Annotated in this window: 24 protein-coding genes, 1 tRNA gene and 1 pseudogene; 16 read left to right on the top strand and 10 right to left on the bottom strand. The window is 67.5% G+C overall.

Annotation, left to right across the window (positions count from 1 at the left end):
- Window positions 1-94 precede the first annotated feature (94 nt).
- From V5B60_RS10780 to dacB, 13 genes and pseudogenes are all read left to right on the top strand, one after another.
- The gene (locus V5B60_RS10780; protein WP_332347002.1) at window positions 95-841 is read left to right on the top strand and encodes a WbqC family protein; all 747 of its coding nucleotides are present in this window, start codon (window positions 95-97) and stop codon (window positions 839-841) included.
- Window positions 838-2055: an ATP-grasp domain-containing protein gene (locus V5B60_RS10775; protein WP_332347001.1), complete on the top strand. Its 1218-nt coding sequence runs from the start codon at window positions 838-840 to the stop codon at window positions 2053-2055. Before V5B60_RS10780 ends, V5B60_RS10775 begins: the two co-directional genes overlap by 4 nt.
- 20 nt (window positions 2056-2075) lie before the next feature.
- Window positions 2076-2867, top strand: coding sequence for an amidohydrolase family protein (locus V5B60_RS10770; protein WP_332347000.1), 792 nt, complete (start codon window positions 2076-2078; stop codon window positions 2865-2867).
- A 65-nt stretch (window positions 2868-2932) separates the two neighbouring features.
- On the top strand, window positions 2933-4522 hold the full coding sequence (locus tag V5B60_RS10765) for an ArnT family glycosyltransferase (protein ID WP_332346999.1): 1590 nt from the start codon (window positions 2933-2935) through the stop codon (window positions 4520-4522).
- Between the two features lie 243 nt (window positions 4523-4765).
- Complete coding sequence (locus V5B60_RS10760) at window positions 4766-5146, top strand: EamA family transporter (protein ID WP_332346998.1); 381 nt, start codon at window positions 4766-4768, stop codon at window positions 5144-5146.
- Between the two features lie 288 nt (window positions 5147-5434).
- Window positions 5435-6558: pseudogene (gene rffA, locus V5B60_RS10755) on the top strand (dTDP-4-amino-4,6-dideoxygalactose transaminase).
- A gap of 257 nt (window positions 6559-6815) precedes the next feature.
- Window positions 6816-7595, top strand: coding sequence for a tetratricopeptide repeat protein (locus V5B60_RS10750; RefSeq protein ID WP_332346997.1), 780 nt, complete (start codon window positions 6816-6818; stop codon window positions 7593-7595).
- Window positions 7596-7753: 158 nt separating this feature from the next.
- Window positions 7754-7830, top strand: a tRNA-Arg gene (locus V5B60_RS10745).
- Window positions 7831-7944: 114 nt separating this feature from the next.
- Window positions 7945-8841: a dTDP-4-dehydrorhamnose reductase gene (gene rfbD, locus V5B60_RS10740; protein ID WP_332346996.1), complete on the top strand. Its 897-nt coding sequence runs from the start codon at window positions 7945-7947 to the stop codon at window positions 8839-8841.
- 131 nt (window positions 8842-8972) lie between these two features.
- Window positions 8973-9521, top strand: coding sequence for a dTDP-4-dehydrorhamnose 3,5-epimerase (gene rfbC / locus V5B60_RS10735; RefSeq protein ID WP_332346995.1), 549 nt, complete (start codon window positions 8973-8975; stop codon window positions 9519-9521).
- A 167-nt stretch (window positions 9522-9688) separates the two neighbouring features.
- Window positions 9689-10396 (top strand): Crp/Fnr family transcriptional regulator, encoded by a 708-nt coding sequence (locus tag V5B60_RS10730; protein ID WP_332346994.1) that lies wholly within the window; start codon window positions 9689-9691, stop codon window positions 10394-10396.
- A gap of 42 nt (window positions 10397-10438) precedes the next feature.
- On the top strand, window positions 10439-11917 hold the full coding sequence (locus V5B60_RS10725; RefSeq protein ID WP_332346993.1) for a CHAD domain-containing protein: 1479 nt from the start codon (window positions 10439-10441) through the stop codon (window positions 11915-11917).
- 115 nt (window positions 11918-12032) lie between these two features.
- Window positions 12033-13421, top strand: coding sequence for a D-alanyl-D-alanine carboxypeptidase/D-alanyl-D-alanine endopeptidase (gene dacB, locus V5B60_RS10720; RefSeq protein ID WP_332346992.1), 1389 nt, complete (start codon window positions 12033-12035; stop codon window positions 13419-13421).
- A gap of 7 nt (window positions 13422-13428) precedes the next feature.
- On the opposite strand, the gene V5B60_RS10715 is transcribed toward dacB, so the two are convergent.
- Genes V5B60_RS10715 through V5B60_RS10670 form a run of 10 tightly spaced genes read right to left on the bottom strand, consistent with a single transcriptional unit; the run spans window position 13429 to window position 24785 of the window.
- Window positions 13429-14421 carry a HupU protein gene (locus V5B60_RS10715; protein ID WP_332346991.1) on the bottom strand — a complete coding sequence of 331 codons (993 nt, stop codon included), beginning with the start codon at window positions 14419-14421 and terminating at the stop codon, window positions 13429-13431.
- Window positions 14418-15878 carry a sigma-54-dependent transcriptional regulator gene (locus V5B60_RS10710; protein ID WP_332346990.1) on the bottom strand — a complete coding sequence of 487 codons (1461 nt, stop codon included), beginning with the start codon at window positions 15876-15878 and terminating at the stop codon, window positions 14418-14420. Before V5B60_RS10710 ends, V5B60_RS10715 begins: the two co-directional genes overlap by 4 nt.
- The gene (locus V5B60_RS10705) at window positions 15875-17605 is read right to left on the bottom strand and encodes a hydrogenase maturation protein (RefSeq protein WP_332346989.1); all 1731 of its coding nucleotides are present in this window, start codon (window positions 17603-17605) and stop codon (window positions 15875-15877) included. Before V5B60_RS10705 ends, V5B60_RS10710 begins: the two co-directional genes overlap by 4 nt.
- Before the next feature lie 13 nt (window positions 17606-17618).
- Complete coding sequence (hypE, locus tag V5B60_RS10700; RefSeq protein ID WP_434735373.1) at window positions 17619-18608, bottom strand: hydrogenase expression/formation protein HypE; 990 nt, start codon at window positions 18606-18608, stop codon at window positions 17619-17621.
- Between the two features lie 56 nt (window positions 18609-18664).
- Window positions 18665-19810, bottom strand: coding sequence for a hydrogenase formation protein HypD (gene hypD, locus V5B60_RS10695; protein ID WP_332346987.1), 1146 nt, complete (start codon window positions 19808-19810; stop codon window positions 18665-18667).
- A 58-nt stretch (window positions 19811-19868) separates the two neighbouring features.
- Window positions 19869-20117, bottom strand: a complete 249-nt coding sequence (locus tag V5B60_RS10690) for a HypC/HybG/HupF family hydrogenase formation chaperone (protein WP_332346986.1) — start codon at window positions 20115-20117, stop codon at window positions 19869-19871.
- 11 nt (window positions 20118-20128) lie between these two features.
- The gene (hypF, locus tag V5B60_RS10685; protein ID WP_332346985.1) at window positions 20129-22429 is read right to left on the bottom strand and encodes a carbamoyltransferase HypF; all 2301 of its coding nucleotides are present in this window, start codon (window positions 22427-22429) and stop codon (window positions 20129-20131) included.
- A complete protein-coding gene (gene hypB / locus V5B60_RS10680; RefSeq protein WP_332346984.1) occupies window positions 22422-23429 on the bottom strand; it encodes a hydrogenase nickel incorporation protein HypB in 1008 nt (335 codons plus the stop codon). Before hypB ends, hypF begins: the two co-directional genes overlap by 8 nt.
- Window positions 23430-23446: 17 nt before the next feature.
- A complete protein-coding gene (hypA, locus tag V5B60_RS10675) occupies window positions 23447-23788 on the bottom strand; it encodes a hydrogenase maturation nickel metallochaperone HypA (protein WP_332346983.1) in 342 nt (113 codons plus the stop codon).
- On the bottom strand, window positions 23781-24785 hold the full coding sequence (locus tag V5B60_RS10670) for a nickel-dependent hydrogenase large subunit (RefSeq protein ID WP_332346982.1): 1005 nt from the start codon (window positions 24783-24785) through the stop codon (window positions 23781-23783). The genes hypA and V5B60_RS10670 overlap by 8 nt, the downstream gene beginning before the upstream one ends.
- A 138-nt stretch (window positions 24786-24923) precedes the next feature.
- On the opposite strand from V5B60_RS10670, the gene ccmA reads away from it, so the two are divergent.
- The 3 genes from ccmA to ccmC are packed head-to-tail and all read left to right on the top strand — an operon-like array spanning window position 24924 to window position 26992.
- Window positions 24924-25565: a cytochrome c biogenesis heme-transporting ATPase CcmA gene (gene ccmA / locus V5B60_RS10665; RefSeq protein ID WP_332346981.1), complete on the top strand. Its 642-nt coding sequence runs from the start codon at window positions 24924-24926 to the stop codon at window positions 25563-25565.
- Window positions 25566-25573: 8 nt separating this feature from the next.
- Window positions 25574-26242 carry a heme exporter protein CcmB gene (gene ccmB, locus V5B60_RS10660; protein ID WP_034933109.1) on the top strand — a complete coding sequence of 223 codons (669 nt, stop codon included), beginning with the start codon at window positions 25574-25576 and terminating at the stop codon, window positions 26240-26242.
- Window positions 26243-26992, top strand: a complete 750-nt coding sequence (gene ccmC, locus V5B60_RS10655; protein WP_332346980.1) for a heme ABC transporter permease CcmC — start codon at window positions 26243-26245, stop codon at window positions 26990-26992. It begins immediately after the preceding gene.

Genomic DNA, 26992 nt, shown 5'->3' with positions numbered 1-26992 from the left:
GCGGCAAAGCGCACGGCCCGGTGAGCGCTCCGGCAGGATGGAGCATTCGGCGCAACAGCGAAGCCGCGCGATTGCAGGAGATGGGAAAGCTGAAATGAAGTCCGTTGCCATCCTGCAATCCAACTACCTGCCGTGGAAAGGTTACTTCGACATCATCCACAGTGTGGACCTCTTCGTGTTCTACGATGACGTTCAATACACCCGGCGTGACTGGCGCAATCGAAACAGGATCAAGACCGCGCGCGGCGCCGAGTGGCTGACGGTGCCAACCGATGGTGACCAGGACAAGCGCATCTGCGACGTGCGACTGACCGATCCACGTTGGCAAGGCAAGCACTGGAAGTCGATCGAACAGTCCTACAGCAAGGCACCATTCTTCCACTGCTACCGCGAGCCTCTGCAGGAGGTCTATCTCGGTCGACGCTGGGACCACCTGTCCGACCTCAACCAGCACCTGATCATGATGATCGCGCGCGAGATGCTGGGCATCCGGAGCGAGTTTGCCGACTCGCGAACCTATGCTGCAAGCGGCAGCAAGCAGGAGCGGATTCTCGATCTCCTCGGCCGCTGTGAGGCCAGCTCCTACCTTTCCGGACCAGCCGCCAGGGACTACATCGACGAAAGCCGTTTTGCCGAACGTGGGATCGAGCTGCACTGGCAGGATTACGCTGGCTACCCGGAATACGCCCAGCCGCATCCACCCTTCGTGCATGGAGTCACCATTCTCGATCTGCTGTTCAGCGTCGGTCCCGACACTCCGTGGTACATCTGGGGCTGGCGCAGCGACCGGCGTGAACCTTCGGCGCGGCTACCGGCCGCAGTGGCGGGCAACGCCGGATGAAACCGAAACTGCTGCATGTACTGGGCGGCGGGCAATGGCAGTTGCCGACAGTACGACTCGCCAGGGCCCTCGGCCACCGTGTGCTGGTCAGCGACATGTACCGCGATCGGCCAGCCTACGCGCTGGCGGACCAGCACGAAGTCGTCGATATCACGGACTGCGAAGCGACACTGCAGTTGGCCTCCCGCTGCCGCATCGACGGCATCATCTGCGATACCACGGATGTCGGAGTCGCCACCGCCGCCTTCGTCGCCGAGCGACTCGGGCTGCCGGGAATCGGCTACGAGACGGCGCGCAATTTCACCGACAAAGGGCGCATGCGTTGCCTGACCGATGCCGCCGGTCTGGTCGTTCCACGCTACCATCTGCTTTCGTCGCCTTCCGGGCTGGCGGCAGCCGCCGCAGAGGTCGCCTTCCCACTGATCGTCAAGCCGGTGGACAGTCAGTCCGGAAAGGGCGTCAGCAGGCTGTCCGCTGCCGACGGGCTGGACGCTGCCTATCGTCTGGCAAGAAGCTGTTCACGCTCGGGCGAAGTCCTCATCGAGCGCTGCGTCGAGGGCCAAGAGATCATCGTTGACGGCTTTGTCGTTACCGGCAAGGCGAGGATCCTTGGGATCGCTCACAAGGTGCCGTTTGCGGATTCGCCCACCGTCTCGTCGCGAATCCTCTATCGGGGTGCGCTGCCAGACGCGGAGTTCGAGCGCATCCGGGCAACCGTCTGCGCCACCCTGTCGGCACTCGGTCTGCTCGATGGAGTATTCCACGCCGAGTTCATGCTCGACGGCGAGCACATCGTGCCGATCGACATCGCGGCGCGCGGCGGCGGCGTCATGATCTACACCCACGTCCTGCCACACGTCTCAGGGGTGAACGCGAACCGCGCGATGATCGGGCGGGCGCTCGGCGAAGCGGTGCGCATCGACCCGCTGCCGATGCCACGAGCCGCGACTATCGAGTTCTTCAGCATGCCGCGCGGCACGATCGCCGAGATCGGCGGCATTGACAGCGCAGCCGCGGTGCCCGGTGTCGCTGCCGTCCACCTCAACCTGCAGGCCGGTGATGAAGTCGGCCCGCTCGAACACAAGGACCGCCGACCGGGCTACGTGGTCACCCTCGGCGACACGGCGACCGAGGTCATCGCCATCGCTCGGCGCGCCATTTCCCTGCTGCGCGTGCGCATGGCTGGCGCCGGCGAATTCACGAGCATCGACTGATTGACTGAAAGGACGACACGATGAAGCTTTTCGACTCGCTGACGCACGTCACCCGTGACGGCAGCTGGTGCGGCGAGCGGCGCTACGACGCAACGCTTGCGAGGCTCCTGCAGGACATGGACGAAGCGGACGTGTACCGCGCCTGCCTGGTGGCGATCGCCGATTACGTCGACAACGAAGTGATCATCGAGTCGGCGCGTGCGCATCCGGAGCGCTTCGTCCCGATCGCCGGCCTCAACCCGCGCACCCTGCCGACGCTGCGCCGTGTCGAGGCGGTGGTGGCCGAACTGGCGGCGCAGGGCTTCGCCGGCATCAAGCTGCATCCGCGCATGAATGGTTATGATCCGCTCGACGCAAAGTGCATCGCCGTCTTCGACGCGGCAGCCGAGCACGGGCTGGTGATCCTGCTCGACACGCTCTTCCGGCGTCGCGGACTGGCGACGACGAATGCCCCGGACACCATCGACTACATCGCCAACGCCTGCCCGGACACGCGCATCCTGCTGTTGCACGCCGCCGGTCCGTCGATGCTCGACCTCTTCGAGATCGTACGCGCCAACCCGAACCTGATGCTGGACTTTTCCTTCACGCTGATGCGCTACGCCGGCAGCCGCCTCGACGACGACATGCGCTACCTCTTCTCGACGACCGACCAGTTGATCACCATCGGCTCCGACTTCCCCGAGTACCCGCCGGCGAGGATCCTCGAACGCTTCGCCCTGCTCAGCGAGGGCATTGAAGCACACCGTGTCGAGAACATCATGTACCGCAACCTCGAACGCCTTTTTGCCGGCTACCGGGTACCGGTGTGAGCAGCGGCGAGCAGCAGCACGCCATCCTCGCGCTTCCGCCCGGCCAGCCCGCGGCGGGCGGGAGTGTGTCCCGGGACAACAGCTTCTGGTTTCTGCCCGCGCTGCTCCTTGCTGCCCTGGCCCTGCGCCTGGCGTTCTTCACCGGCTGCTTCGGTTCGGACGAAGTGACCTACACCGAGCAGGCACTGAAGATTGCGCAAGGCGAATGGGCGCGCGCCGACTACATCGGCGCCGTGCGTCTGGGAATCAGCCTGCCGGTCGGCTTCCTCGTCTGGATTTTGGGCCGCAGCGAGTTCGTCGCCAACCTCTGGTCCCTGCTCTGCTCTTTGGGCGAAATCGCCCTCGTCTACCTCATCGCGCGGCGCTTCTGGGGCGAGCAGGCGGCCGTGCTGTCAGGACTCGTCCTCGCCTTCACCCCCCTGCATGCCCACTATGCCGGGCGCCTGATGGCCGACGCGCCGCTCGCCTTCTTCATCAGCCTGAGCTTCTTCGCCCTCTTCGAGGGCGATCGCAGCGGTCGCCGTGCCTACTACCTCTGCGCCGGACTGGCAGCCGGCTTCGTCTGGTGGATCAAGAGCTCGGTCGCGCTCGTTTACGTCCTCGTCTTTGCCCTTTACGTCGTTCGGGAAAGGCGGCTGCACAACAAGTGGCTGCTGATGGCCACGGGCTTCCTGGCAATGCTCGTGCTCAACGGACTGCTGTTCCTCATCATGGAAGGCGACTTCTGGAAGATCTGGCGGATGACGACCTCGGGCGCCGCCGAGTACGTCCAGAAGGTGAGCAGCGGCAACGACCCGACGTTCTACCTCCGTCTCCTCCTGCTCGACATCAAGCACACCTGGCTGCTCGGGCCGCTGGCAGTGGCAGGTCTCCTTCTCTGGCTGACGCGGAATCGGCACGACGACGGCCTGACCCGTGTCGCCATCTGGTGCCTCGGACTGATTGGCGTTTTCAGCCTGTTCATCGTCTCGTTCAAACCGCTGCTGTTGATCACCAAGCAGGTGAACTACGCCATCGTGTTCCTCGCCCCGCTGTCCCTGCTGGCAGGCTATGCGCTGTCGCGACTCGGCCGCAGCCTGGCGACCCTGGTCGCCGTTGCGCTGATCATTCCCCTCGGCATCATCGGCACCGCACTGGAACAACAGGTCATCCAGTCCTTCGTGGCGAACAGCAAGGCGGCGCTTCATTACGCCCGCGAGCATCCGAACAGCGTCGTCTTCGGCATGACCAGTGCCATCCGCACCGGCAACTACGCCCGACTGTTCGCGACCTCCCCGGCCGATGCGCCACGCATCGGCGATATCCAGTCGCTCGCCCGTGACGCCCCGGGTGTGGCCTTGAAGGCGGACGCCGACGGGTTCGTCGCCCACGCGGTTTTCGACCGCCAGACCGCGGACTGGGGCCAGCAGGGCCCGTATTCACGCGCGGAGGGTCTTCCCCACTGCTGGCACCGACTCGGCGAGCTCGAGCCGACCGGCATGGGACTCGGGTCACGGATCGTCAGCGGTCTGCGCTCTGCCGCAGCGATCCTGCCGGCCGCGATCGCAGAGAAGGTGGCCAGGCAGCTGGACTTGCTGGCACGCCCCCTGCCGGCGACGATCTACGGGATCAGAGCCGATTGCCTGGCGGTAACCGCCGACGCGGCGGCGCACTGAGGTACATGCCGTGCGGGCGGAAATCTGACGATGACTGATCATTCGATCACATTCACCCGTGTCTCCTCGCGCTATCGTTCGCCACGTCGCTGCTGCTGCCGCGGCCTGCGCGCGCGGCAGGCGGCCAGGGAAGACGAGCAGCAGCGCCGCCAGACGTCGATCGCCGGGGCACCAGGCCAACCCCCCGCCGACAGATCCCGGGCAAGCCCACCGGTTGGCGCACCTTGACGAGGAGCAAGCCCGATGCAGGCGAGATTTGACATTCCCGGACACGTGTACATTGCACTCACGCTGCTGTTCACGGTGTATGGCCAGCTCGTCCTGAAGTGGCAGATGGGCAGCGTCGGCCCCATGCCCGCAGGTACGCTCGGCAAGCTGCAGTTCCTGCTCCTGCAGTTCCTCAACCCATGGATCATGACCGGCCTGGCGTCCGCCTTTCTCGCCTCGCTGGCCTGGATGGCAGCCATGACGCGCCTCGACCTGAACTACGCCTACCCGTTCATGAGCCTGGCCTTCCTCATCGTGATGGCTTTCTCGGTCGTCTTTCTCAATGAGGCGCTTTCGCTGCAGAGAGTCCTGGGGACCTTGCTGGTGGTCACCGGCCTGGTGATCATGACTCGCTGATCGATGCGCCGCAATCGAACCTCACCCTGCGCGTTGGCGCAGGATCGGGACGGCCCTGCGCTACGCGACGCGGCGGCGTCCCGCAGCGGCGCAGCGGCTCATCGTCATGAGCCGCCCACAGTGTTTGCCTACCGCGGAGCGCGCTGCAGCGGCAGCCAAGTGTGCGCCGATGGCGGGCGATCCATTCCCCGCAGCTCGGCGGGCGGCCACCTTGCCGCACCCCGGCCGACGGGCCGCACTCACCCTCCATCGGTGCCTGGCACCATCTTCACCTCCGGAAAAGCGTCCATGATCCCGTTCAACAAGCCGTACATGACCGGCAAGGAACTCTGGTACATCTCCCAGGCACACGCCGCGGGACACCTCGCCGGCGACGGCCAGTTCACCCGGCACTGCAACAACTGGCTGGAGAGCCGCATCGGCTGCCGCAAGGCGCTGCTCACCCACTCCTGCACCGCAGCGCTGGAGATGGCTGCGATCCTGGCTGACATCAAGGAGGGTGACGAGGTGATCATGCCCTCCTACACCTTCGTCTCGACCGCCAACGCCTTCGCCCTGCGGGGTGCCGTACCGGTCTTCGTCGACATCCGGGCGGATACGCTCAACATCGACGAAACACGGATCGAGGAGGCAATCACGCCGCGCACCAGGGCAATCGTCCCCGTGCACTATGCCGGAGTCGCCTGCGAGATGGACAGCATCATGGACATCGCCCGACGCTACGGCCTGCTGGTCATCGAGGATGCGGCGCAGGGAATCATGGCCACCTACAAGGGCCGACCACTCGGCAGCATCGGCCACCTGGCGGCATTGTCGTTCCACGAGACGAAGAACATCATCTCGGGTGAGGGCGGTGCGCTGCTGATCAACGATGCCAGCCTGGTGACCAGGGCCGAGATCGTTCGCGAGAAGGGAACCAACCGCAGTCAGTTCTTCCGTGGGCAGGTCGACAAGTACACCTGGGTCGACATCGGCTCTTCGTATCTCCCCGGAGAGATCATCGCCGCCTTCCTCTGGGCGCAGATGGAAGAAGCCGACGCCATCAACAAGCGCCGGCTCGCCCTCTGGTCGACCTACCATCAGTGGTTCCGGCGGGCCGAGGAGAAGGGCGCCTGCAGGCGGCCAATCATTCCGCGCGACTGCTCGCACAACGCGCACATGTATTACCTGCTGCTGCCGGATCTCGAACGCGAACGCGCTTCATCGAAACGATGAGAGCGCACGCCATCGGCACGGTGTTCCACTATGTCCCGCTGCACAGCGCGCCCATGGGCCAGAAACTCGGACGCGCCTGCGGCAGCATGAGTCATACCGATTCACTGTCGGAACGGCTGGTTCGCATGCCCCTGTGGCTTGGTCTCGAGGACGAGCAGGCACGGATCATCCAGGAAGCGACCAACGCTCTTGCCTGACTGGCATCGGTCCGGCAACGGGCCCCGCCGCCGGACCGCGAGCGTGGCCGGCCGCTGCTCGCCATGTTCCATCGACTGCCGCTAGAATGCGAAATGCGCTGGATGTCACCGCCCGTCCCACCGGACTTCGCCGGCGGGGCTCGCTGCCGCCGCAGCGGACGCGGTGACGCGAGCCTGAACGAGAGCCGCCACGCAGCGAGCGACGGGCTCTGACCACAACCTCCCAACACCCCCAACCCAGAACAGGAAATCCGAGCATGTTCAGCGATGCCAAGCGGTTCAGCCACTGCCCAGACCATCGAATGGCACGCCTTGCCTGCGTCATCGGCCTCTGGGCCCTGGCCGGAATCGCCAGCGGCCAAGTGAAGAACGTGACGCCTGCGGAGATGGCCGCAGTGCCACGCTACTGCCCCTACACGCATGCCTTTGGCCGCAGCGGCCTGCCTGACTCACCTTCCGCCGAAGCGAAACCCTGGGTAGCGATGATGGGCCCGACCTTCTGGCACATGCACCATTACTGCTGGGGCAAGTTGAACCTGCTGCGGGCCATGCGGAGCACCGCCACTGAACAGGAAAGAAACCACCTTCTCGGTGCCGTTGTCGGCGACTACTGGTATGTCGCCCAGCGGGCGCCGCGAGATTTCATCCTGCTCCCCGAGATCTACGCCGGCATCGGCGAGATCGAGTTGCGTCGCGGGCGCCCGCAGGAAGCGAACAAGGTCTTCGCCGAAGCCAGGGCGCTGAAACCCGATTACTCGCCCGGATACTCGCACTGGGCCGAGTACCTGATGCGCTCCGGACAGAAGGCAGAGGCCAAGCAACTGGTCAGGACCGGTCTCGAATACAATCCGGACGCCAAGACCCTGCGCGAGCAGTATCGCCTTCTGGGCGGCAACCCGTCGGAGATCGTCCCGCGGGCGAAGGATGGGAAGCGAGCGGAACCGATCGACGATGGCGAATCGCTCATGCTCTTCGAAGAGCCCGAACCCGAGGACGCTGCCGCTGGCGCTTCGCGCCGGAGTGCGACGACGCCCTGATACCGGCAGCGGAAACCCGGCTCCCGCACGACCGCGCATGCGCGGGGAGTCCCATCCCCGACAACCTGGTGAGCCGGGTGCAAGCAGTGCAAGAGTGCAAAATTGTGCTTGAGCAAGCGCCATCCGGCCGGTATAATCTCGCGCTCAAACATGGCAAGGCGCCCGTAGCTCAGCTGGATAGAGTACTTGGCTACGAACCAAGGGGTCGGGCGTTCGAATCGCTCCGGGCGTGCCAACGGCAGCAAACAATGAAGCCACCGTCGCGGTGGTTTTTTGTCGTCTCCCGGCTGCCGTCGCTGCGAGAAGCCGGCTTCATCCACCGAACCGCACGGCGACACCTCTTCCCACCTTGAAGATCCTGCTCACCGGCAAGAATGGCCAGGTCGGCTTCGAACTGCAGCGAGCGCTCGCGCCGCTCGGCGAGGTCGTCGCGATCGGCCGGGCGGAATGCGACCTTGCCAAGCCCGCGGCCATCCGCCAACTGGTCCGTGCGGTCCGCCCGGGGATAATCGTAAACGCAGCGGCACATACCGCGGTGGACGGAGCGGAGACCGAGCGCGATCAGGCCTTCGCGGTCAACGCGTCGGCGCCACGAGTCTTCGGTGAGGAAGCAGCCCGACTGGGCGCCTTCGTCGTGCACTACTCGACCGACTATGTCTTTGACGGCAGCAAGCAAGGCCCCTACGACGAACTGGACGCAACCCGACCGCGCAGCACCTACGGCCAGAGCAAGCGCGCGGGTGAGGTCGCCCTGCAGGATGCCACCCGGCGCCACCTGATCCTGCGTACCGCCTGGATTGCCGGCGCCCACGGCGGCAACTTCGCGAAGACCATACTGCGGCTGGCAAGCGAGTGCGACAGTCTCAGAGTGGTTGCCGACCAGTGGGGAACCCCGACTTCGGCTGCGCTGCTGGCTGACATCACCGCCCACCTCGTTCGCCAGCAGCAACGAGGGGACGATCTGCAAGCCTTCCCCTACGGAATCTACCATTGTGTTGCCGGCGGCGACACCAACTGGTGTGACTACGCCCGCTTCGTCGTCGACGAAGCGATCCGTGCGGGCAGGAAGCTCCGCGCCAAACCGGAAACGATCACGGCGATCTCGACTGCCGAATACCCGACTGCCGCCAGCCGACCCGCCAACTCCCGACTCGACACGCGCAAGCTGCAACATGCCTTCGGCCTGGAACTGCCACACTGGCAGAGGGGCTTGCGACACGTTCTGCAGCAGATCCTCGGCAGCTGAGCGATGTCCGGCAGCCGGCTCCCCTTCGCCGCAGCGCGGCCCCACACCGACAGCAGCCGAGTGGCGACCGCCGCTGCATCCTGGTCAAGCACGGAAGCCCGACCAGCGAGAAGAAAGGAACCGGACCACAGATGATCGTCACCGCCACCGCCATTCCCGATGTCCTGCTCATCGAACCGGAGATTTTCGGCGACGAACGCGGATATTTCTTCGAGAGCTTCAATGCCCGTTCGTTCGCCCGCGCAACCGGCCTCGAACTCTCCTTCGTGCAGGACAACCACTCACGATCCGCGCGGAACGTCCTGCGCGGACTGCACTACCAACTGCCGCCGAAGGCCCAGGGCAAGCTGGTACTGGTCGTGCAGGGGATGGTCTTCGACGTCGCGGTCGATCTGCGCCAGCACTCGCCGACGTTCGGCCGTTGGGTCGGTCATGAGCTCAGCGGAGAGAACAAGAGGCAGTTGTGGATTCCCCCGGGCTTCGCCCATGGCTTCCTGGTGCTTTCGCAGAGCGCCGAGTTCCTTTACAAGACCACCGACTACTACTCACCGGAACACGAGCGCAACCTGCGCTGGAACGACCCCGACGTCGCCGTCGACTGGCCGCTCGATGAGCCGCCGATTCTCGCCCGCAAGGATGCCAGCGCCCCGCTGCTGGCGGCTGCCGACCGCTTCCCCTGAATCCCGGATGACCCGCCGCTGGCGCAACTGCAGTGGCACGGTCGCCGCCCGGCCGGCGGCTGCGGCAGTCATCGCGCCGCTCCTGAACACCGATCGTCCGGCAGCGGCTTGCCGCCGGGGGTGACACGTGCGAAGATTGGCGACTGACCCATCCCGCGCTGACCAACTTGATCAGACCACACGCTCACCCACAGCAACACGGCATCAACATCGAAGCGCTGCTGGCGCACGTCCCGCTGTTCAACGGACTGGAACCCGACGAGATTGCCCGCCTGGCCCGCGGTTCGCGTGAAGTCACTGCGACCCGTGGAGACATCCTGTTCCACAAGGGAGACACGCCGACCGGCTTCTACCTGATCGTCTACGGGCAGGTCAAGCTGGCCTTCACCTCGCCACAGGGTGGCGAGAAGGTCGTCGACATCGTCGGCCAGGGCCAGACCTTCGGCGAGGCCGTCATGTTCATGGACAAGCCGTTCATGGTCTATGCGCAGGCGCTCGCCGATTCGCTGTTGCTGCACATCTCGAAGACCGCGATCCTCGACGAACTGGACAAGGATCCGAGACTGGGACGCAAGATGATTGCCGGACTGTCGATGCGCCTGCACCACCTGATCAACGATGTCGAGTCCTATTCGCTGCACTCGGGTAGGCAGCGGATCATCGGCTATCTGTTGCGCGAGTACCCGAACGGCGGCGAGCGGTCGATCACCGTGACGCTGCCGACGAACAAGGGCGTCATTGCCTCCCGTCTCAACCTGACGCAGGAATACTTCTCACGTATCCTGCACGAACTCTCGGAAAAGGGATTGATCGTCGTCGAAGGACGAAAGATCCACATCCCCGAAGTCGAGAAGCTGCGTTTCCACGAGCACTGAGGCTGGGGCCACACCATACCAACCAAGAGGAGACAATGAAGCATGGCACTGGAAACCGAGATCAAGCTGAGCCTGCCGGCAACGGCCGTACGCCGCCTGTCGTCGCACCCGCTGCTGGCCGCAAGCAAGCCCGTGCGACAGAAGCTGGTCAATACCTATTACGACACCCCGGACCAGCGCCTGCAGCGCAAGCGTCTCGCCGTTCGCTACCGGCAGAAGGGCGAGGCATGGCTGCTCACCGTCAAGAGCGACGCGCCGTCGCCCGGCGGACTGGCGCAGCGCCGCGAATGGGAAGTACCCGGCCAGCCGGGGCAATTCGACTTCAGCCACGTCGACAGTCCCAAATTGCGCCGCTTCCTCGAAGAGGCCACAGCCGAGCTCGTCCCGGTATTCACCACCGACTTCACGCGCAGCCTGTGGGTACTGACGCCGCGCGAGGGCAGCCGCATCGAGGTTGCTCTCGACCGCGGAACGATCGTCGCCGGCGAACGCAGGGAAAACATCTGTGAACTCGAACTCGAACTGCTCGAGGGAGATGCCAGCGACCTCTTCACCGCCGCCCTGGCCCTGCAAGCCGACCTGCCGCTGCACCCCGAAGGCGTCAGCAAGGCCGAGCGCGGCTACCGCCTGGCGCACGATGCCAAACTGGCACCCGCCAAGGCGGGGCCAGTCCCGCTGAGCATGGGAATGACCAGCATCGGCGTCTTCCGCAGTACCGCCTTCTCCTGTCTGTCACAGCTGCAGGGCAACGAGCGCGGGGTCCGTGAGACCGACGCCCCGGAGTTCATCCACCAGGCGCGGGTGTCGATCCGTCGCCTGCGCTCGGCGATCCGCCTGTGGCGACCGCTGCTGCCGGAAGACTATGTAAACAACTTCGATCCGCGCTGGCGAGCACTCGCGAACCAGCTAGGCGACACCCGCAACTGGGACGTCTTCATCACCGAGATCCTGCCGCCGATCAGCAAGGCCTTCCCGGATCATGGCGACGTCCAGAGACTGTCGACGCAGGCGCGCAACCAGCTGGCCGCCTGCCGCAAGACGGCGCAGGCGGCGATCAAGGCGGAGGCCTACTCGCAACTGCTGCTCGAGTTCACTGCCGCGACGCTGGCGCTCCTGGAGAGCCGAAAGCCACCCGTCACGGTCTTTGCACCCCGCTCGCTGAACAAGCGCGCGAAGCGTGTCGCCGCGCTCGCAGCCGAGACCCGCGACTCGAACCCGGAAGCCCGGCATGCGTTGCGGGTCGCCCTGAAACGCTTGCGCTACGCAATCGAGTTCTTCGCGCCGCTGTTCCCGGCGAAGCGGCTGCAACGCTACCACCAGAGTGCCGCCGGCCTGCTCGATCTCCTCGGACGGATGAACGACGCGACGGTCGCCGAGCAACTCGTCCTGCAGGCCGTTCCGGGCCACCACAGCGATCTGGTGCGCGCTTGGCTGGCAGGTCGCAACGACCTGATGCTGACGCAGCTGGAGCCGCTGCTGGCCGAGTTCCTCAGCCATCCGCCACCTTGGGAACATGGCTGAACGCCGGACTGGCGACCGGCCCTGAGCCGGCGCCAATGAGGCTGCAGCGATTCGTCGCCAGCGCGCCGGTGTGCGGGGTGCGCCCAGCACCTGCCGGATCCGGACGGGGAAGAGCATGATCCGTGCCGCCCTCGTGCTATGGCTCGCCGCCTGGCTGGGCGTGGTCGCGGCCGCCGAAATTCCGGCCAGCGTCAGCCGCGCACTCGAGCAGGCGGGAATTCCCGCCCGCTCGGTCGGCATCGTCGTGCAGGCGGTGGACGGCGGAGCGCCACTGCTCGCACACAATGCGCGGACAGCGCTGAACCCGGCGTCGGCGATGAAGCTGCTGACGACCTACGCCGCCCTCGAACTGCTCGGCCCCGCCCACACCTGGCGCACCGATGCGCTCGCCGATGCAGCCGTCCGCGACGGCCGGTTGGATGGCAACCTCTACCTGCGCGGCAGTGGCGATCCCCGGCTCGGCCTCGAACAGTTCTGGCTGCTCCTGCGCCAGATCCGTGTCCGCGGCGTCAGCGAGATCAGGGGCGACGTCGTGCTCGACCGCAGCGCTTTTGCCGTCGCCGAGCACGACCCCGGGGCCTTCGACGGCCAGCCTCTGCGCCCTTACAACGCCGGTCCCGACGCGCTGCTGGTCAACCTGGCGAGCATCCGGCTGACGCTGCAGGCAGACGCCGCACGGACGATGGTCAGGGTGATCGCCGAGACGCCGAGCGATGGCCTGCGCATCAGCAACCGCCTCAGCCTCGGGCACGAAGGCTGCGGCGACTGGCGCGAACAGATCCGGGCGACAGTCAGTGGCCAGACCATCGAACTCGCCGGCAGTTTCCCGGCGGCCTGTGGCGAGAAGGCGCTGCACCTCATGCCCTGGCCTGCCGACACCCAGGTCGACGGGCTCTTCCGCGCGCTTTGGCACGAGCTCGGCGGCAGTTTCGGCGGCCGCGTGCGCGCCGGGCGGACGCCGGCGACGGCCAGCACGATTGCCACCCAGGAGTCGCCGCCACTGGCCGAGATCATCCGCGAGATCAACAAGTACAGCAACAACGTCATGGCGCGCCAGCTGTTCCTCAGCCTCGATGGCGAGCGACCGGCCACCGCCGAGGGTGCCCGCCGGCAGGTGGAATCCTGGCTGCAGGCAAAGGGCCTCAAACTGCCCGGGCTGGTGGTCGACAACGGCTCCGGGCTGTCGCGCAGTGAGCGCGTCTCGGCAGAGGGGCTGGCGCAGCTGCTGCGCGCCGCCTGGCAGAGCCCGGCAATGCCGGAATTCATCGCCTCGTTGCCACTCGCCGGAGTCGACGGCACGCTGCGCCGGCGCCTCAACGGCAGTGCCGCCGGCGGCAGGGCGCACCTCAAGACGGGCTACCTCGAGGGCGTCCGGGCGGTGGCGGGCTACCTTCTCGATCAGGGCGGCAGGCGCTGGATCGTCGTCTTCCTGATCAACGATCCGAAAGCCAGGCTCGGCAAACCGGCGATCGACGCCCTGCTGCAGTGGCTGGCGGAACGCTGAGCGGGCCTCACTTGCTACCGCCCTTGCGAACCCCCAGCGCGATCAGCGGATGGTCGGAACGCGAGTTCTCGCGCACCCGTTTCGGCGTCGCCGACTTGGAGAGCGCGGCCAGCGCGACGAACCAGGCTTTCGGCATGTCGACCGGCAGTCCGGTCGGGATGCCGGCGATCTTGGCGGTCTCCATGAACGGGTGGCCGGGTTCCTCGAAGCCGGGCTCCGTGCACGAGATGCAGGCAAAACCGCCGCGCAGACAGGAGCCGACACCGTGCCAGGGCCGCAGGTTGCAGTCGGCGTGGGCCTGTGTTCCCTTGCAGCCCAGGTTCTCCATCAGACAGCCGAGGTCCGAGGGCTTCTGGGCACTCGCCTTGAACTCGTAATACTCGTTGCGCGGGCAGCCATGGTGCACCAGTTGCTCGGTGTAGAAGCGCGGCCGCTGCCAGGCATCGAGGTCGCCGGCAGCCAGCGCGTCGAGCGCCAGCGCGAGCAGCGTATCGACGACCCAGCCGGGATGCGTCGGACAGCCGGCGACGTTGATCACCGGCAGGCCCGAGCGGGAACGGAAGTCGATGCCCAGCACACCACCCTCCTGATCACCGTCGAACTGCAGACCGCAGGCCTCGCTGCGGTTCTCGCCGGCGGCAATGATGCCGCCATAGGCGCTGCAGGTGCCGATCGCCAGTACATGCCGGGCACGCTGCGCCAGGTCGCGCACCACGTCGATCAGCGGCCGGCCGGCCAGTGTCTGGAAGCGACCGCTGCCATTCGGACCACGCAGCAGCGCGCCTTCGATGCACAGCAGGTCGCACGGCAGTTCGCCGGCGATGGCGGCGCCGAGCAGCGCCAGCGTCTCGCTGCCGCTCGCCTCCGACAGCGCGGGGTGGAAACACAGCTCGATGCCGCTCTCGGCCAGTTGTGCCAGTACGCCGCCGCGACCTTCGCCAGCCAGCAGCGACTGCGTGCAGCCGCCGCAACCCGCCGCCTGCAGCCAGATCAGTTTCATCCGCGCTCGAGCCCGTAACGCACGAGCTTGCCGCGGAGGCCGACGCGCGACAGGCCAAGTTCGCCCGCCGCACGCGACTTGTTCCAGCGGTGGCGGATCAGCGTTTCCTTGAGGACACGGGCCTCGAGCGCCTCCATGCGCTCCTTCAGGCCACCCGCGAGCGGAATCAGTTCAAGCAGATGGTCCTCGCACTGGTTCACCGCCGGCGTGCGCAGGATGCGCGGCGCCAGCAGGTCGGCGCCGAGCCGTGGCGTGTCGGCGAGGGCGAGCATGCGCAGGATCTCGTTCTGCAGTTCGCGCACGTTGCCCGGCCAGGGGTAGGCGGCGAGGCAGGCAAGAGCCTCGGTGCTGAAACCGCCGACGCTCTTGCCGAGAAGCTTCTGGCCGGCATCGAGCAGGCTGCCGGCGAGCAGCGGAATATCCATCGCCCGCTCGCGCAGCGGCGGCACGCGCAGCGTCACGGTGGCCAGCCGGTAGTAGAGATCCTCGCGGAAGGTGCCCGCGCGCACCTCGGCCTCGAGGTCATGGTGCGTCGCGGCGACGACGCGCACATCGACCGACTGCGGCCGCGCCGCACCGAGCGGCCGGAACTCGCCCTCCTGCAGCACGCGCAGCAGCTTGACTTGGAAGACCGGGCTGGTATCACCGATCTCGTCGAGGAAAATGGTGCCGCCATCGGCCTGCTGGAAGCGGCCCTGGCGATCCTCATAGGCGCCGGTGAAGGCGCCGCGCTTGTAGCCAAAGAGTTCGGCCTCGAGCAGCTGGTCGGGCAATGCCCCGCAGTGCTCGACGACGAAGGCCCGCTCGGCCCGCCGGCTGCGGTAGTGGATGGCGCGCGCGAGCATCTCCTTGCCGGTTCCCGACTCGCCACTGATCAGGACCGACAGGTCGAACGGGGCGATGCGTTCGACGAGATCGCAGACGGCATTGAGTGGGCTCTGCGGACTGCGGATCAGGCCATCGAGCGCAAACTCCCGGCGCGCGCGTTCCTGCTTGCTGTCGACCCGCCGCGCCAGCACCGGCTCCGCCGTCCGCAGCTCGAGCGACAGGCGCTGGTTCTCCTGCTGCAGGCGATGCACGCGGGCAGCGGTCTGCAGCGTCAGCAGCAGTTGTTCGGGCTGCCAGGGCTTGAGCAGGTACTGGTAGATGCCGGCTTCATTGACCCCGGCAATGATGTCCTCGGCGTCCGTATAACCGGAGAGGATGATGCGCAGGCTATCCGGCCACTGGCTGCGCACGCGCCGCAGGAACTCGACACCGCTCATCCCGGGCATGCGCTGGTCGCAGACGATGATCTGCACCCACTCGCTTTCCATGATGCGCAGCGCCTCGTCGGCGTTCGCCGCGGTGAACACCTCGAAGTCCTCGTCGAGCGTGCGCCGCAGCGCTTCCTGCGAGCGCACTTCGTCGTCGACGACGAGCACGGTCGGCAGGCGCGGTCTCGGATTGGCGGTCATGGGGCAGGCTGCCAGCCAAGCTCGCGGTGGATCGCCAGATGGCGGGGCGTCCACGAGTGCGGGGTCTTGTACACGAAATGGTGCCGGGCGATGTGGTAACTCGGGTCGAAGCCGTAGAAATTGCGCTCCAGTTCCGCCATTTCGGCGGCGCGGTAGTCTGCCAGCGGCCGCTGCAGCTCGTCCGCCGCGCGGCGCGCGCGCTTCTCCCGCAGGCGGCTGACGAGATCGGATGCCTGCGCGAGCTCGCGCGCGCGCCGCGCGACGTCGATGCGGAAGGACTCCGGATCGTTCGCCAGGCAGGCATCGAGCAGACCGGCAGAGACACCGGCGCTGGCGCTCAACGGCAAGCGCTGCTGCATGATCGCTGCCGCAGCCGTCTCGCCGACCCGTGCCGGGAACAGGTAGGTCCAGTACTCGGAACCATACAGATTGCCCATGTTGCGGTAGTGCGGGTTGAGGACGACGCCTGCGCGTGCCCAGACGAGGTCTGCCGCGCGGGCGAGAAAGCAGCCGCCGGCGGCGCAGTTGCCCTGCAAGGCGGCGATCGTCAGCCTGTCGTCGGTGCGGATGATCGCCTCGGCGAGATCGTCGATGGCTTCGATGTTGGCCCATGATTCGTCGGCCGGCGATTCGGCAGCCTCGATCTGCTGCAGATGGATGCCGTTCGACCAGTGGTCGCGCCCACCCATGAGGACGATGACCCGCAGCGGCCGCCGCCTGACCCAGTCGTAGGCCGCCAGCAGGCGCCGGCACTGGCGACTGCTCATCGCCCCGTTGTAGAACTCGAAGTGCAGGAAGCCGACGCCATCGGCCTCCTCGTAGCGGATGTCCTGCCAGGTACGGTGCGGCGCCGCCCAGCAGGCGGCGGGCGAAGCGGACAGCGGCACCTGGCGGATGCCGGCCAGCTGCGCGGCGAAGACCTCTGCCGCCGGCAGCTTCAGCGAATCAGGCGGCGTGCAACGGCGGACATGGCCGATCCATACCGCGCCGTCGACGGTTGCACGCAGGATCGCCGTCTCGCGCCAGGCGATCACGGCGCCAGCAGGACCAGCGCGCAGGATATCCTCGGGCCAGGCGTCGAAGAGCAGGCATGGCTCGCCGAACAGCTCGTCGGCGACGCCCGGAAAGCCATCGGCCGCGTGCAAACGGGCGAGCACGCGGCGGCTGTCGTCGCGCTGCCAGTCGATCGCCCGCTCTGCCTGTCGCAGCAGCGGCCGCAGTTCGCTGCCCGCCGCTGCCGCCATCGGCGACGGCGGCAGCGGCACGAAATCGCCGCCGGAGAAACGTTCGACGGCGCACAGCACGGCCCGGGTCGCCGCCTCGCTCACCTCGTGGCGGTAGAGACTCGACTTGCGGGCCAGACGCATCGGGAAGACCACCGACGCCCAGACCGGACCGGCGTCCATCTCGCCGGTCGCCTGCAGCACGGTCACCCCCCACTCCCGCTCGCCATCCTGGATCGCCCGGTCGAGCGCCGACGGCCCGCGATCGCCGACGATTCCCGGATGGACGACGAGACAGCAGTGCGCGCGCCAGATGGTTTCCGGGATCGCCCGCCGCAGGTACGGAGCGATGATCAGATCGGGGCGGAAGAGCGCCACCGCCTCCTCGGCCACCGCGTCGGCGATGTCGTACTCGACCGACAGCTCGTGACCGCGGCCGGCCAGCTCGCAGTGGAGGCGCTGGCTGAGACTGTTGAACGCATGGCAGAGGAGCAGGATGCGCATCGTCGCTCGTCGCTCAGCAGATGCGCGGCAACTGGTCACCGCTCAACCAGTCGACGACCCGCCGTCCGCCGAGCTTCGTGCTCATCTGCACGAAGCACTGCGCATCCTGATGCACGCTGCCGATCAGTGCGGCGTTCCGAGCGAGCGGATGCGCGCGCATCGCCGCCAGCAGCCGCCCGGCGTCGGCGTCGGCGACGATGGCCAGCAACCTGCCCTCGTTGGCGACATAGAGCGGGTCGAGGCCAAGGAACTCGCAGGCAGCCGCCACCTGCGGCTGCACCGGCACCTCGCTCTCGCGCAACATCATGCCGACCCGCGACTGGCGGGCAATCTCGTTCAGCGTGGTGGCAACACCGCCACGCGTCGGGTCGCGCACGACGTGGATGTCGGCACCACTGGCCCGCATGGCGACGATCAGTCCGTGCAGCGGCGCCGTGTCGGAAACGATGTCGGCGGCGAAGCCGATGCTTTCGCGCTGCGCCATGATCGCCATGCCGTGCTCGCCAATGCCGCCGGAGACGATGATTCGGTCGCCCGGCCGCGCCCGGTCGCCGGACCAGTCCTCGCCGTCGGCGACGACGCCGACGCCGGTGGTGGTGATGTAGACGCCGTCGCCGCGGCCGCGCTGCACCACCTTGGTGTCGCCGGTGACCACCGGCACGCCAGCGGCGGCCGCTGCCTGCGCCATCGAGTCGACGATGCGCGCCAGATCGGCGAGCGGGAAACCTTCCTCGAGAATGAAGCCGGCAGCCAGATAGAGCGGCGTCGCGCCCATCACCGCGACATCGTTGATCGTCCCGTTCACCGACAGGCAACCGATGTCGCCGCCGGGGAAGAACAACGGCGAGACGACGTGCGAGTCGGTCGACACGACCAGCCTGCCGGCCGCCGCCGGCAAAACCGCCGCGTCGTTGCCCGCTCCCGGATGAGCGTTGCCGAGGCGACTGAGGAAGAGCTCGTCGATCAGTTGCGCCATCGCCCGGCCACCGCTGCCGTGCATCATCTCGACCCGGCCCTGGCGCAGGTCGAGCGGTCGGCCGTATGCCTTGCGCACGGGAATCACGGCGCCACCTTCGCGTCGGCGAAGCGGCCGAAGGAGTAGTGCGCGGCGCAGGCTCCCTCCGACGAGACCATGCACGAACCGACCGGGTTTTCCGGCGTGCACACGCTGCCGAAAATGCGGCAATCCTGCGGCCGGCGGGCACCGCGCAGCACCGCGCCGCACTCGCACGCCGGATGGTCCGGCACCGCCTGATAGCTGATCGGGAAGCGGCGCTCGGCGTCGTAGTCGGCAAACTCGCGGCGGATGCGCAGCGCGCTGTACGGCAGTTCGCCGAGTCCGCGCCAGGCGAAGGAGCGGCGCAACTCGAAGACCTCGGCAACCATCCGCTGCGCCTTGCGGTTGCCTTCGCGCGTCACGGCACGGGCAAATTCGTTCTCGACCACCGCCCGGCCGGAATTGAGCTGCGCGATCAGCATCAGGATCGCCTGCATCACGTCGAGCGGCTCGAAGCCGGCGATGACGACCGGTTTGCGGTACTCGGCGGCGAAGAACTCGTACGGCCGACTGCCGATGATCGTCGATACGTGCGCCGGGCCGATGAAGCCGTCGAGCCGGACGCTGCCCCACTGCCGCACCTCGGGTGACTCGAGGATGCTGGCGATCGCCGCCGGCGTCAGCACATGGCAGCAGAGCACCGAGAAGTTGCGCAGCCCGAGCGCCCTCGCCTGCCTGATGACCACCGCCGTCGGTGGCGTCGTCGTCTCGAAGCCGATGGCGAAGAACACCACCTGCCTCTGCGCGTTCTCCTGCGCCAGGCGCAGCGCATCGGCGGCGCAATAGACCATCCGGATCTCACCGCCGCCGGCCAGGGCGGCCCTCGCGCGCAGCAGCGACAGGCCGCCGGAAGCCGGCACGCGCAATGGATCGCCATAACTGCAGAGGATGACCCCCTCGTCCATCGCCAAGCGGATCGCCATGTCGATGCGACCGATCGGCAGCACGCAGACCGGACAGCCGGGGCCATGGATCATGCGCACGTTCGCGGGCAGGAGGTCGCTGACGCCGTAACGGGCGATCGCATGCGTGTGGCCGCCACAGAACTCCATGAAGTGATAGTCACGCTGCGGCTGCGCCGCCCGCCCGATTGCCGCCGCCAGCCCGTGCGCCAGCTCCCGGTCACGGAACTCGTCGATGAACTTCATCTGCCGCCACGCGCGGCGCGCGCTCCCGGCATGGCGCCATCTCCCTGCGGCACGGCCCTCAGGCGCTCCACGCCGGCTGCTCCGGCACGGCCGCCTGGCCCAGCTCGGCGAACAGCGCCAGGGTCCTGAGTGCTTCGTCGGCATCGAGGCGGGTGAGCGCGTAGCCGACATGGACGATCACGTAATCGCCAACCGCGACACCATCGACGAGCGCCAGCGAAACCTGTCGGCCAACGCCGTCGACATCGACCGTCGCCTGCTCGCCGGGCAGCAGCTCGACGACTCGACAGGGTAGCGCGAGGCACACCGCCCGCGCTCCTAGTGGCTCGCCAGGTGCTGCAGCGCAACCCAGGCCTGGCCAACCGACAGCCCACCGTCGTTGGGCGGCACCTGGCGCGCCTCGATGAGCTGCATCCCCTTCGCCCCGAGCCGCGCCCGCAGTCCGCGCATCAGGACCTGGTTGAGGAAGCAGCCGCCGCTGCCGACCACCGTCCTGGCCTCGGGCGCCACCACGCGCAGCCAGTCGGCGAGGGCGGCGGCGAGCGTCGCATGGAACAGCGCCGCGCCACGCTCGGCGTCCTTCTCGTCGGCGAGCGCGCCGAGCAGCGGCAGCAGGTCCAGCCTGCCATCGTCGATCGTCCAGCACTGATCGAGCGGCAGCACGTCACCGTAGCGCTGCGCCATGCTCTCGAGCAGCATCGCCGCCTGCCCCTCATAGGCCATCACCGCCTTAATCCCGAGCAGGCCGGCCGCCGCGTCGAACATCCGGCCCATGCTCGAAGTCGGCGGACAATGGATGTCGCCGACGAGCATCTGCGCCACCGCCTGCGCTGCCTGCTGCTCGGCGAAGCGCTCGCGGATCTCGGCATTGCGGCCGAGACGATGCAGCGCCGCTGCCGCCATTCGCCAGGGCTCGCTGGCGGCGCGGTCGCCTCCCGGCAGCGCCAGCGGCTGCAGATGTCCGAGTCGTTCGAAGCGGGCGCCGTCGACCTGCAGCAGTTCGCCACCCCAGGCAGCACCGTCGGTTCCCATGCCGACCCCGTCGAGCGACAGCGCCAGCGTGCTGCCCTCGATCCCGTGTTCGGCCAGCACCGCGGCGACATGCGCGTGGTGGTGCTGCACGCCGAGCAAGGGCAGGCGCAACTGCTGCGCGAAATCGCTGGCAAAACGCGTCGAATGGAAATCCGGGTGCAGATCATGCGCGACTATCGCCGGTTCGACGCCGAGCAGCCGGATCATCTGCGCCACCGTCTCGTCGAGGAAGTCACAGGCGGCGGCGTTGTCGAGGTCGCCGACATGCTGCGAGACGAATGCCTCGTCACCGCGCGTGACGCAGACCGTGTTCTTGAACCAGCCACCGAGCGCCAGTACCGACGGTCCCGAACGCGGCAGCTTGATCGCCCGCGGCGTGTAGCCGCGAGCGCGGCGGATGAACTGCAGACCGCTGCTGGTGATGCGCGCGACGCTGTCGTCGCAACGGGTAACGATGTCGCGATCGTGCATCAGGAAGGCATCGGCGATGCCGTAGAGTCGCAACAGCGCCTCACTGTTGCCGATCACCAGCGGCTCGCCACCCGGATTGGCGCTGGTCATCACCAGCGCCAGGTCCTGCGCCCGCTCGAGCCAGCCGAGTCCCGCCGGGCGCCTCGCCGCTTCGTGGAAGAGCAGGAAGTGCAGCGGCGTGTACGGCAGCATGACGCCCAGCCAGGCGAGCCCGGGTGCGACCCCGGGCAGCGCCGCGTCGCAACCGCTGCGCTTGCGGATCAGGATCGCCGGCCGCGTCGGCAGGGTCAGCAGGCCGGGTTCGCCGATGCCCATCTGGACGAAGGACGCCGCCGACGCCGGGTTGGCCAGCATGACGACGAACGGCTTCTGCTCACGCTGCTTGCGCTCGCGCAGCAGCGACACGGCCACCGCGTTGCGCGCGTCGCAGACGAGATGGAAGCCGCCGAGCCCCTTGATGGCGACGATCCGCCCGTCGCGCAGCAAATCCAGGGCCATGGCGATGGGATCGCCGGCCAGCCGGTGCCCCTCGCTGTCGAGCAGGAACAGTTGCGGCCCGCACTTCGGGCAGCAGTTGGCCTCGGCATGGAAACGCCGGTCGTCGGGGCGGCGGTACTCGGCCTGGCAGCGCGCACACATGGGAAATGGCTTGAGGCTCGTCCGCGAGCGGTCGTAGGGCAGGCCGCGGCTGATCGTGTAGCGCGGCCCGCAGTTGGTGCAATTGGTGAAGGCATGCCGCCAGCGGCGGCTGGCGGGATCGAACATCTCGGCGAGGCAGTCACGGCAGACGGCGGTGTCGTGACCGATCATCGTCGCCGCACGGCCGCTGCGGCTGTCGATGATGACGAAACCGTCGCCGGCGCGCGCCGGTGCCGCATCACGCGCCACCACCGAATTGATCCGGGCCAGTGGCGGCGCCTCGTGCTGCAGGCGCTCGACGAGCGATTTCACCTGCCCGGCGGCACCGCGCACTTCGATCTCGACGCCACGGGAATCGTTGCGGACCCAGCCGGCCAGGCCCAGTTCCCGCGCCAGGCGCCAGACGAAGGGACGGAAACCGACGCCCTGGACGACACCGCTAACGCGGATGTTCTGGCAAACGTTCTGCTCAGCCATCGCAGCACCTCGTACCGCTGGACAACAGGTTCTCAAGCTCGGCGACCCGCCGGCGCAGTGCGTCGATCGTCGTCTTCCTGCTCCGCTGCGCCGCGGCGCAACCCTCGTCGAGCCAGGCCAGCCATTCAATGAAACCCTCGCCGGTGGTCGCCGACAGCCGCATCACGCGCAACGCCGGATTGACCTGTCGCGCATGGGCGATCGCCAGGTCGACATCGAAGCTCAGGTGTGGCAGCAGATCGATCTTGTTGAGCAGCATCAGCGACGCGGCGGCAAACATGTTCGGGTACTTGAGCGGCTTGTCCTCGCCCTCGGTGACCGAGAGGATCACCACCTTGTGCGCCTCGCCGAGGTCGAAAGCCGCCGGGCAGACGAGGTTGCCGACGTTCTCGATCAACAGCAGCGAGTCATCGCCCGGTGACAGGCGTTGCAGCGCGTGGCCGACCATGTGCGCGTCGAGGTGGCAGCCCTTGCCGGTGTTGATCTGCAATGCTGGAACCCCGGTCGCGCGAATCCGCTCGGCATCGCGACTGGTCTGCTGGTCACCTTCGATGACCGCCAGCGACAAGCGGCCACGGAGCAGTTCGATGGTGCGGCAGAGCAGCGAGGTCTTGCCCGACCCGGGGCTGGAAACCAGGTTGAGCGCGAAGATCCCCTGTTCCTCGAAGCGGCGACGGTTCTCCGCCGCATAGGCGTCGTTGCTGGCCAGGATGTCGCGCTCGATCTGCACCAGACGCGCTGGCGTCGTCGCCGTACCGGGTCCGCCGCGATGCCCGTGATGCCCGTGATGTGGATGGTGTTCGCCATCCCCGTGATGTTCGTGATGTTCGTTCCGGCGGTAACCACCATCGGCGTCGGCCGGCGTCGCCACACCTGCCGGGCGATACCGCCGTGCCTGCCCCGATTCCGGCAACGCGGCCGCATCGGTGCTCGCCGGCGCCGGCACCGACTCGCCCGCGACGCGCGTGTCCCCGACGCCACAACCACAAGTCGTACACATATTGCTGTCTCCTGTTGTTATTCGACCTCCAGCTCCTTGACCCGCATCTCGGTACCACCGGTCGCCTGCACCGGGTGACCGCCGCAGGCAGGGCAGGGGTCGTACAGCGCCGCGAGCGGCACCGTCTGATGACAATTAAAGCATAAACCTTCACCCGGCACCTGCACGATTTGCAGGCGCGCTCCTTCGGCCAGCGTGCCGCGTGCCACTGCGGAAAAACAGAAGCCGATGGCCTCCGCTTCCACCGCCGCCAGCTCGCCAATCTCGATCGCCACCGTCAGCACCCGCCGGAATCCCTGCGCCCTGGCCGCCTCCTCGATGAGGTCCACGATGCCGACGGCCAGGGACATCTCATGCATCGACGAGCCTGCAGCTGCAGGGAACGCAGGGGTCGAGCGACAGCGCCAGACGCTCGGCGGCGAAGCGTGCGGCCCGCTGGCTGGCCGCCGGGAAGCCGCTGATCTCGCGCACGAAAGCACCTTGCGGATGGAAATTCCATTCGGTGGGCGCGACGATCAGGTAGTGTGCAACGCCATCGCCGGCCAGCTCGAGACGATGCAGAAGAGTGCCGCGCGCCGTTTCGACCCGCGCCAGGCCGACGCCGGCGCGCACCGGGCTGGCGTCGAGCAACGCCGACAGACGCGGCGGATCGGCCAGCGCGGCCGCCAGCCAGCACAACTCGAGCCGGCGTGCCAGCAGCCGCGCCGCGAACCGCCTGCCCGCGGCAAGCAACCGGGTGATCGCCGCATCGCCCACCTGCCGCGCGAGGGCGCCGGTCTCGGCCACCTCGCCGGCGCGGGTCGGCAGGAGTGCGAAGTCCGCGAGCAGCGCCATGCGCTCCCATTCGGCTGCCGGCAGCACCGGCAGCAGCGGCGCCGCCGCGATGTGTGGCGACTCCTCGCCGGGCGACGGCAGCTCGGCTTCGCCGAGCCAGCGCGCCAGATCGGCGGCAACTGCCGCCGCCGACCGCCGGTCGGAAGCGGCCCGCAGGCGACGGCGCCAGTCGCCACAGTCGGCCACGCGGGGCGGCCGCAACGGATCGGCGAGCAAGGTCGGCCAGGCAATCAGCAGGTGGCAGAGGTGCTCCGAAATGGTCTCCAGCGCCACCGGCAGCGCCAGTTCGTCGAGCGCACCAGGCGTCAGTCGCTCGCCGCGCGCCGAACGGACGCACAGCGCGGCAGCGGCGGCCTGCGCCTGACGGCAGATGCCGAACAGCTGCAGGACGCGTTCGCTCACGGCTGCCGCCGGCAACCGACGCAGCAGCGACGCCACCTGCGGCCGGTTTGACGCCACCGTGGCGGCAACAATCCGCTTCCCATCCCAGGTCAATGCCAGATCCAGAGAACCCTCTTGCACGGCCACGCTCCCGGAAATCACTCGCAAACGATACTAGAGGCCATTGAATCCATTTTGATTTCGGTCAATCCGGGGCTAAACTCGCGGGTTCACAATACGCCCTTGCCGGCACTGACCCCGACCCGGACCCCCTCTGGCATGCTCGAAGCTTCCAATCTGGAATGTGTGCGCGGTGAACGCCGCCTGTTCGCCGGCGTCAGCTTCCGTCTCGCGGCTGGCGAGATGCTCGCCCTGCAGGGCCGCAATGGCTCCGGCAAGACCAGCCTGCTGCGCATGCTGTGCGGCCTGACGCCAGCGGCCAGCGGCGAGATCCGCTGGCGTGGCCGGCCGATCGCGCGGTTGGGCGAGGAATTCCGCAGCGAGCTGTGCTTTCTCGGTCACCAGAACGCGATCAAGGAGGAACTGACGCCGCTCGAGAATCTCCTGGCGACGGCGCGACTGGCGCAGGAGGCGCTCGACGAGGAGGCGGCACTCGCCGCGCTCGAACTGGTCGGGCTGCTCGGCCGCGAGGACCTCGCCTGCCGCTATCTGTCGCAGGGACAGAAGCGACGCGCCGCGCTCGCCCGCCTGGTGCACGAGAAACGCGCGCTGTGGGTGCTAGACGAGCCCTACGTCGCGCTCGACAGGGCGGCAATCGATCTCGTCGCCGGGCTCGTCGGGGCGCACCTGCAACGTGGCGGGCTGGCCGTGCTGACCACCCATCAGGCGGTCGCGGTATCCGCCGGCAGCGTTCGCGAGCTGACGCTCGGCGACGATGCTGCATCGCAGCAACGATTGTAGCCAGCCCGATGCTATCATTGATCCGTGCAGTCATCGGCCGCGACCTGCGACTGGCGATGCGGCGGCAGGCCGACATCGTCGCCGCGACGTTCTTCTTCATCATCGTCGTCAGCCTGTTCCCGCTCGGCGTCGGGCCGGAACCGGAGCAGTTGCGACGAATGGCTCCGGGTGTGCTGTGGGTCGCCGCGCTACTGGCGACGATGCTCTCGCTGCCGCGCCTGTTCGCCGACGATCATCGCGACGGGACGCTCGAGCAACTGGCGCTCGCGCCGCAACCGCTGGCGCTGATCGTCCTCGGCAAGGTGATCGCGCACTGGCTCTTCGCCGGGCTGCCGCTGGTCCTGCTGGCGCCGGTGCTCGGCATCCAGTTCGACCTGGCGGAGGACGCGCTGGCGGTGCTGACGCTGTCGCTGCTGATCGGCACGCCGGCGCTGTCCGGGATCGGCGCCATCGGCGCCGCGCTGACCCTCGGCGTGCGCGGCGGCGGTGTCCTGCTGTCGCTGCTGGTCCTGCCGCTGTACATTCCGGTGCTGATCTTCGGCGCCGGTGCCGTCGATGCGACGGTCACCGGCCTCGGAGCGCAGGCCCACCTGTCGCTGCTCGGCGCCCTGGCGCTCGGTGGCGTGTTTTTTGCGCCGTGGCCAACGGCCGCGGCGCTGCGAGTCGCCCTGGAATAGATGAGCAACAGACTGATCAACTGGTTCAGGTATGCCAGCCCGCAGAGCTTTTACCCGCTCGCCGGCCGCATGATTCCGTGGTTCTGGGGTCTCGCCGCGATCTTCGGCGTCGCCGGCCTCGGCATCGGCTTCCTGCTGGCGCCGACCGACGCGCAGCAGGGCGAGGGCTACCGGATCATCTTCCTGCACGTGCCGGCATCGTGGCTGTCGATGTTCATCTACCTGGTGATGGCCTTCTGGGCGGCGACCGGACTCGCCTTCAACACCCGCCTGTCGGGGATGATGGCGTCGGCGCTGGCGCCGACCGGCGCCCTCTTCGCCTTTCTCTCGCTGTGGACCGGGGCCCTGTGGGGCAAGCCGATGTGGGGCACGTGGTGGGTCTGGGACGCGCGCCTGACCTCCGAACTGATCCTGCTCTTCCTCTACATCGGCTTCATCGCCCTGCAGGCGGCGATCGACGACCCTCGCCGTGCCGACAGGGCGGGCGCGATCCTGGCGCTGGTCGGGGTGGTCAACATCCCGATCATCTATTTTTCGGTCCAGTGGTGGAACACGCTGCACCAGGGCGCTTCGGTCAGCCTGGCCAAGGCTCCGAGCATGGCGGCGATGATGCTCTGGGGCATGCTGCTGTGCGCGCTCGCCTGCTGGATGTACAGCATCGCGGTGGCGCTGATGCGCGTGCGCGTCATCATGCTCGAACGCGAGCGGCATACCGACTGGGTGCGCACGTTGCTCGGCGGGAAGGAATAG

The sequence above is a fragment of the Accumulibacter sp. genome, from assembly GCF_036625195.1.
In the GTDB taxonomy this organism is placed as follows: Bacteria; Pseudomonadota; Gammaproteobacteria; order Burkholderiales; family Rhodocyclaceae; genus Accumulibacter.
Note: the sequence above shows the minus strand (reverse complement) of the source record. Positions and strands in the feature narration are given on the sequence as shown.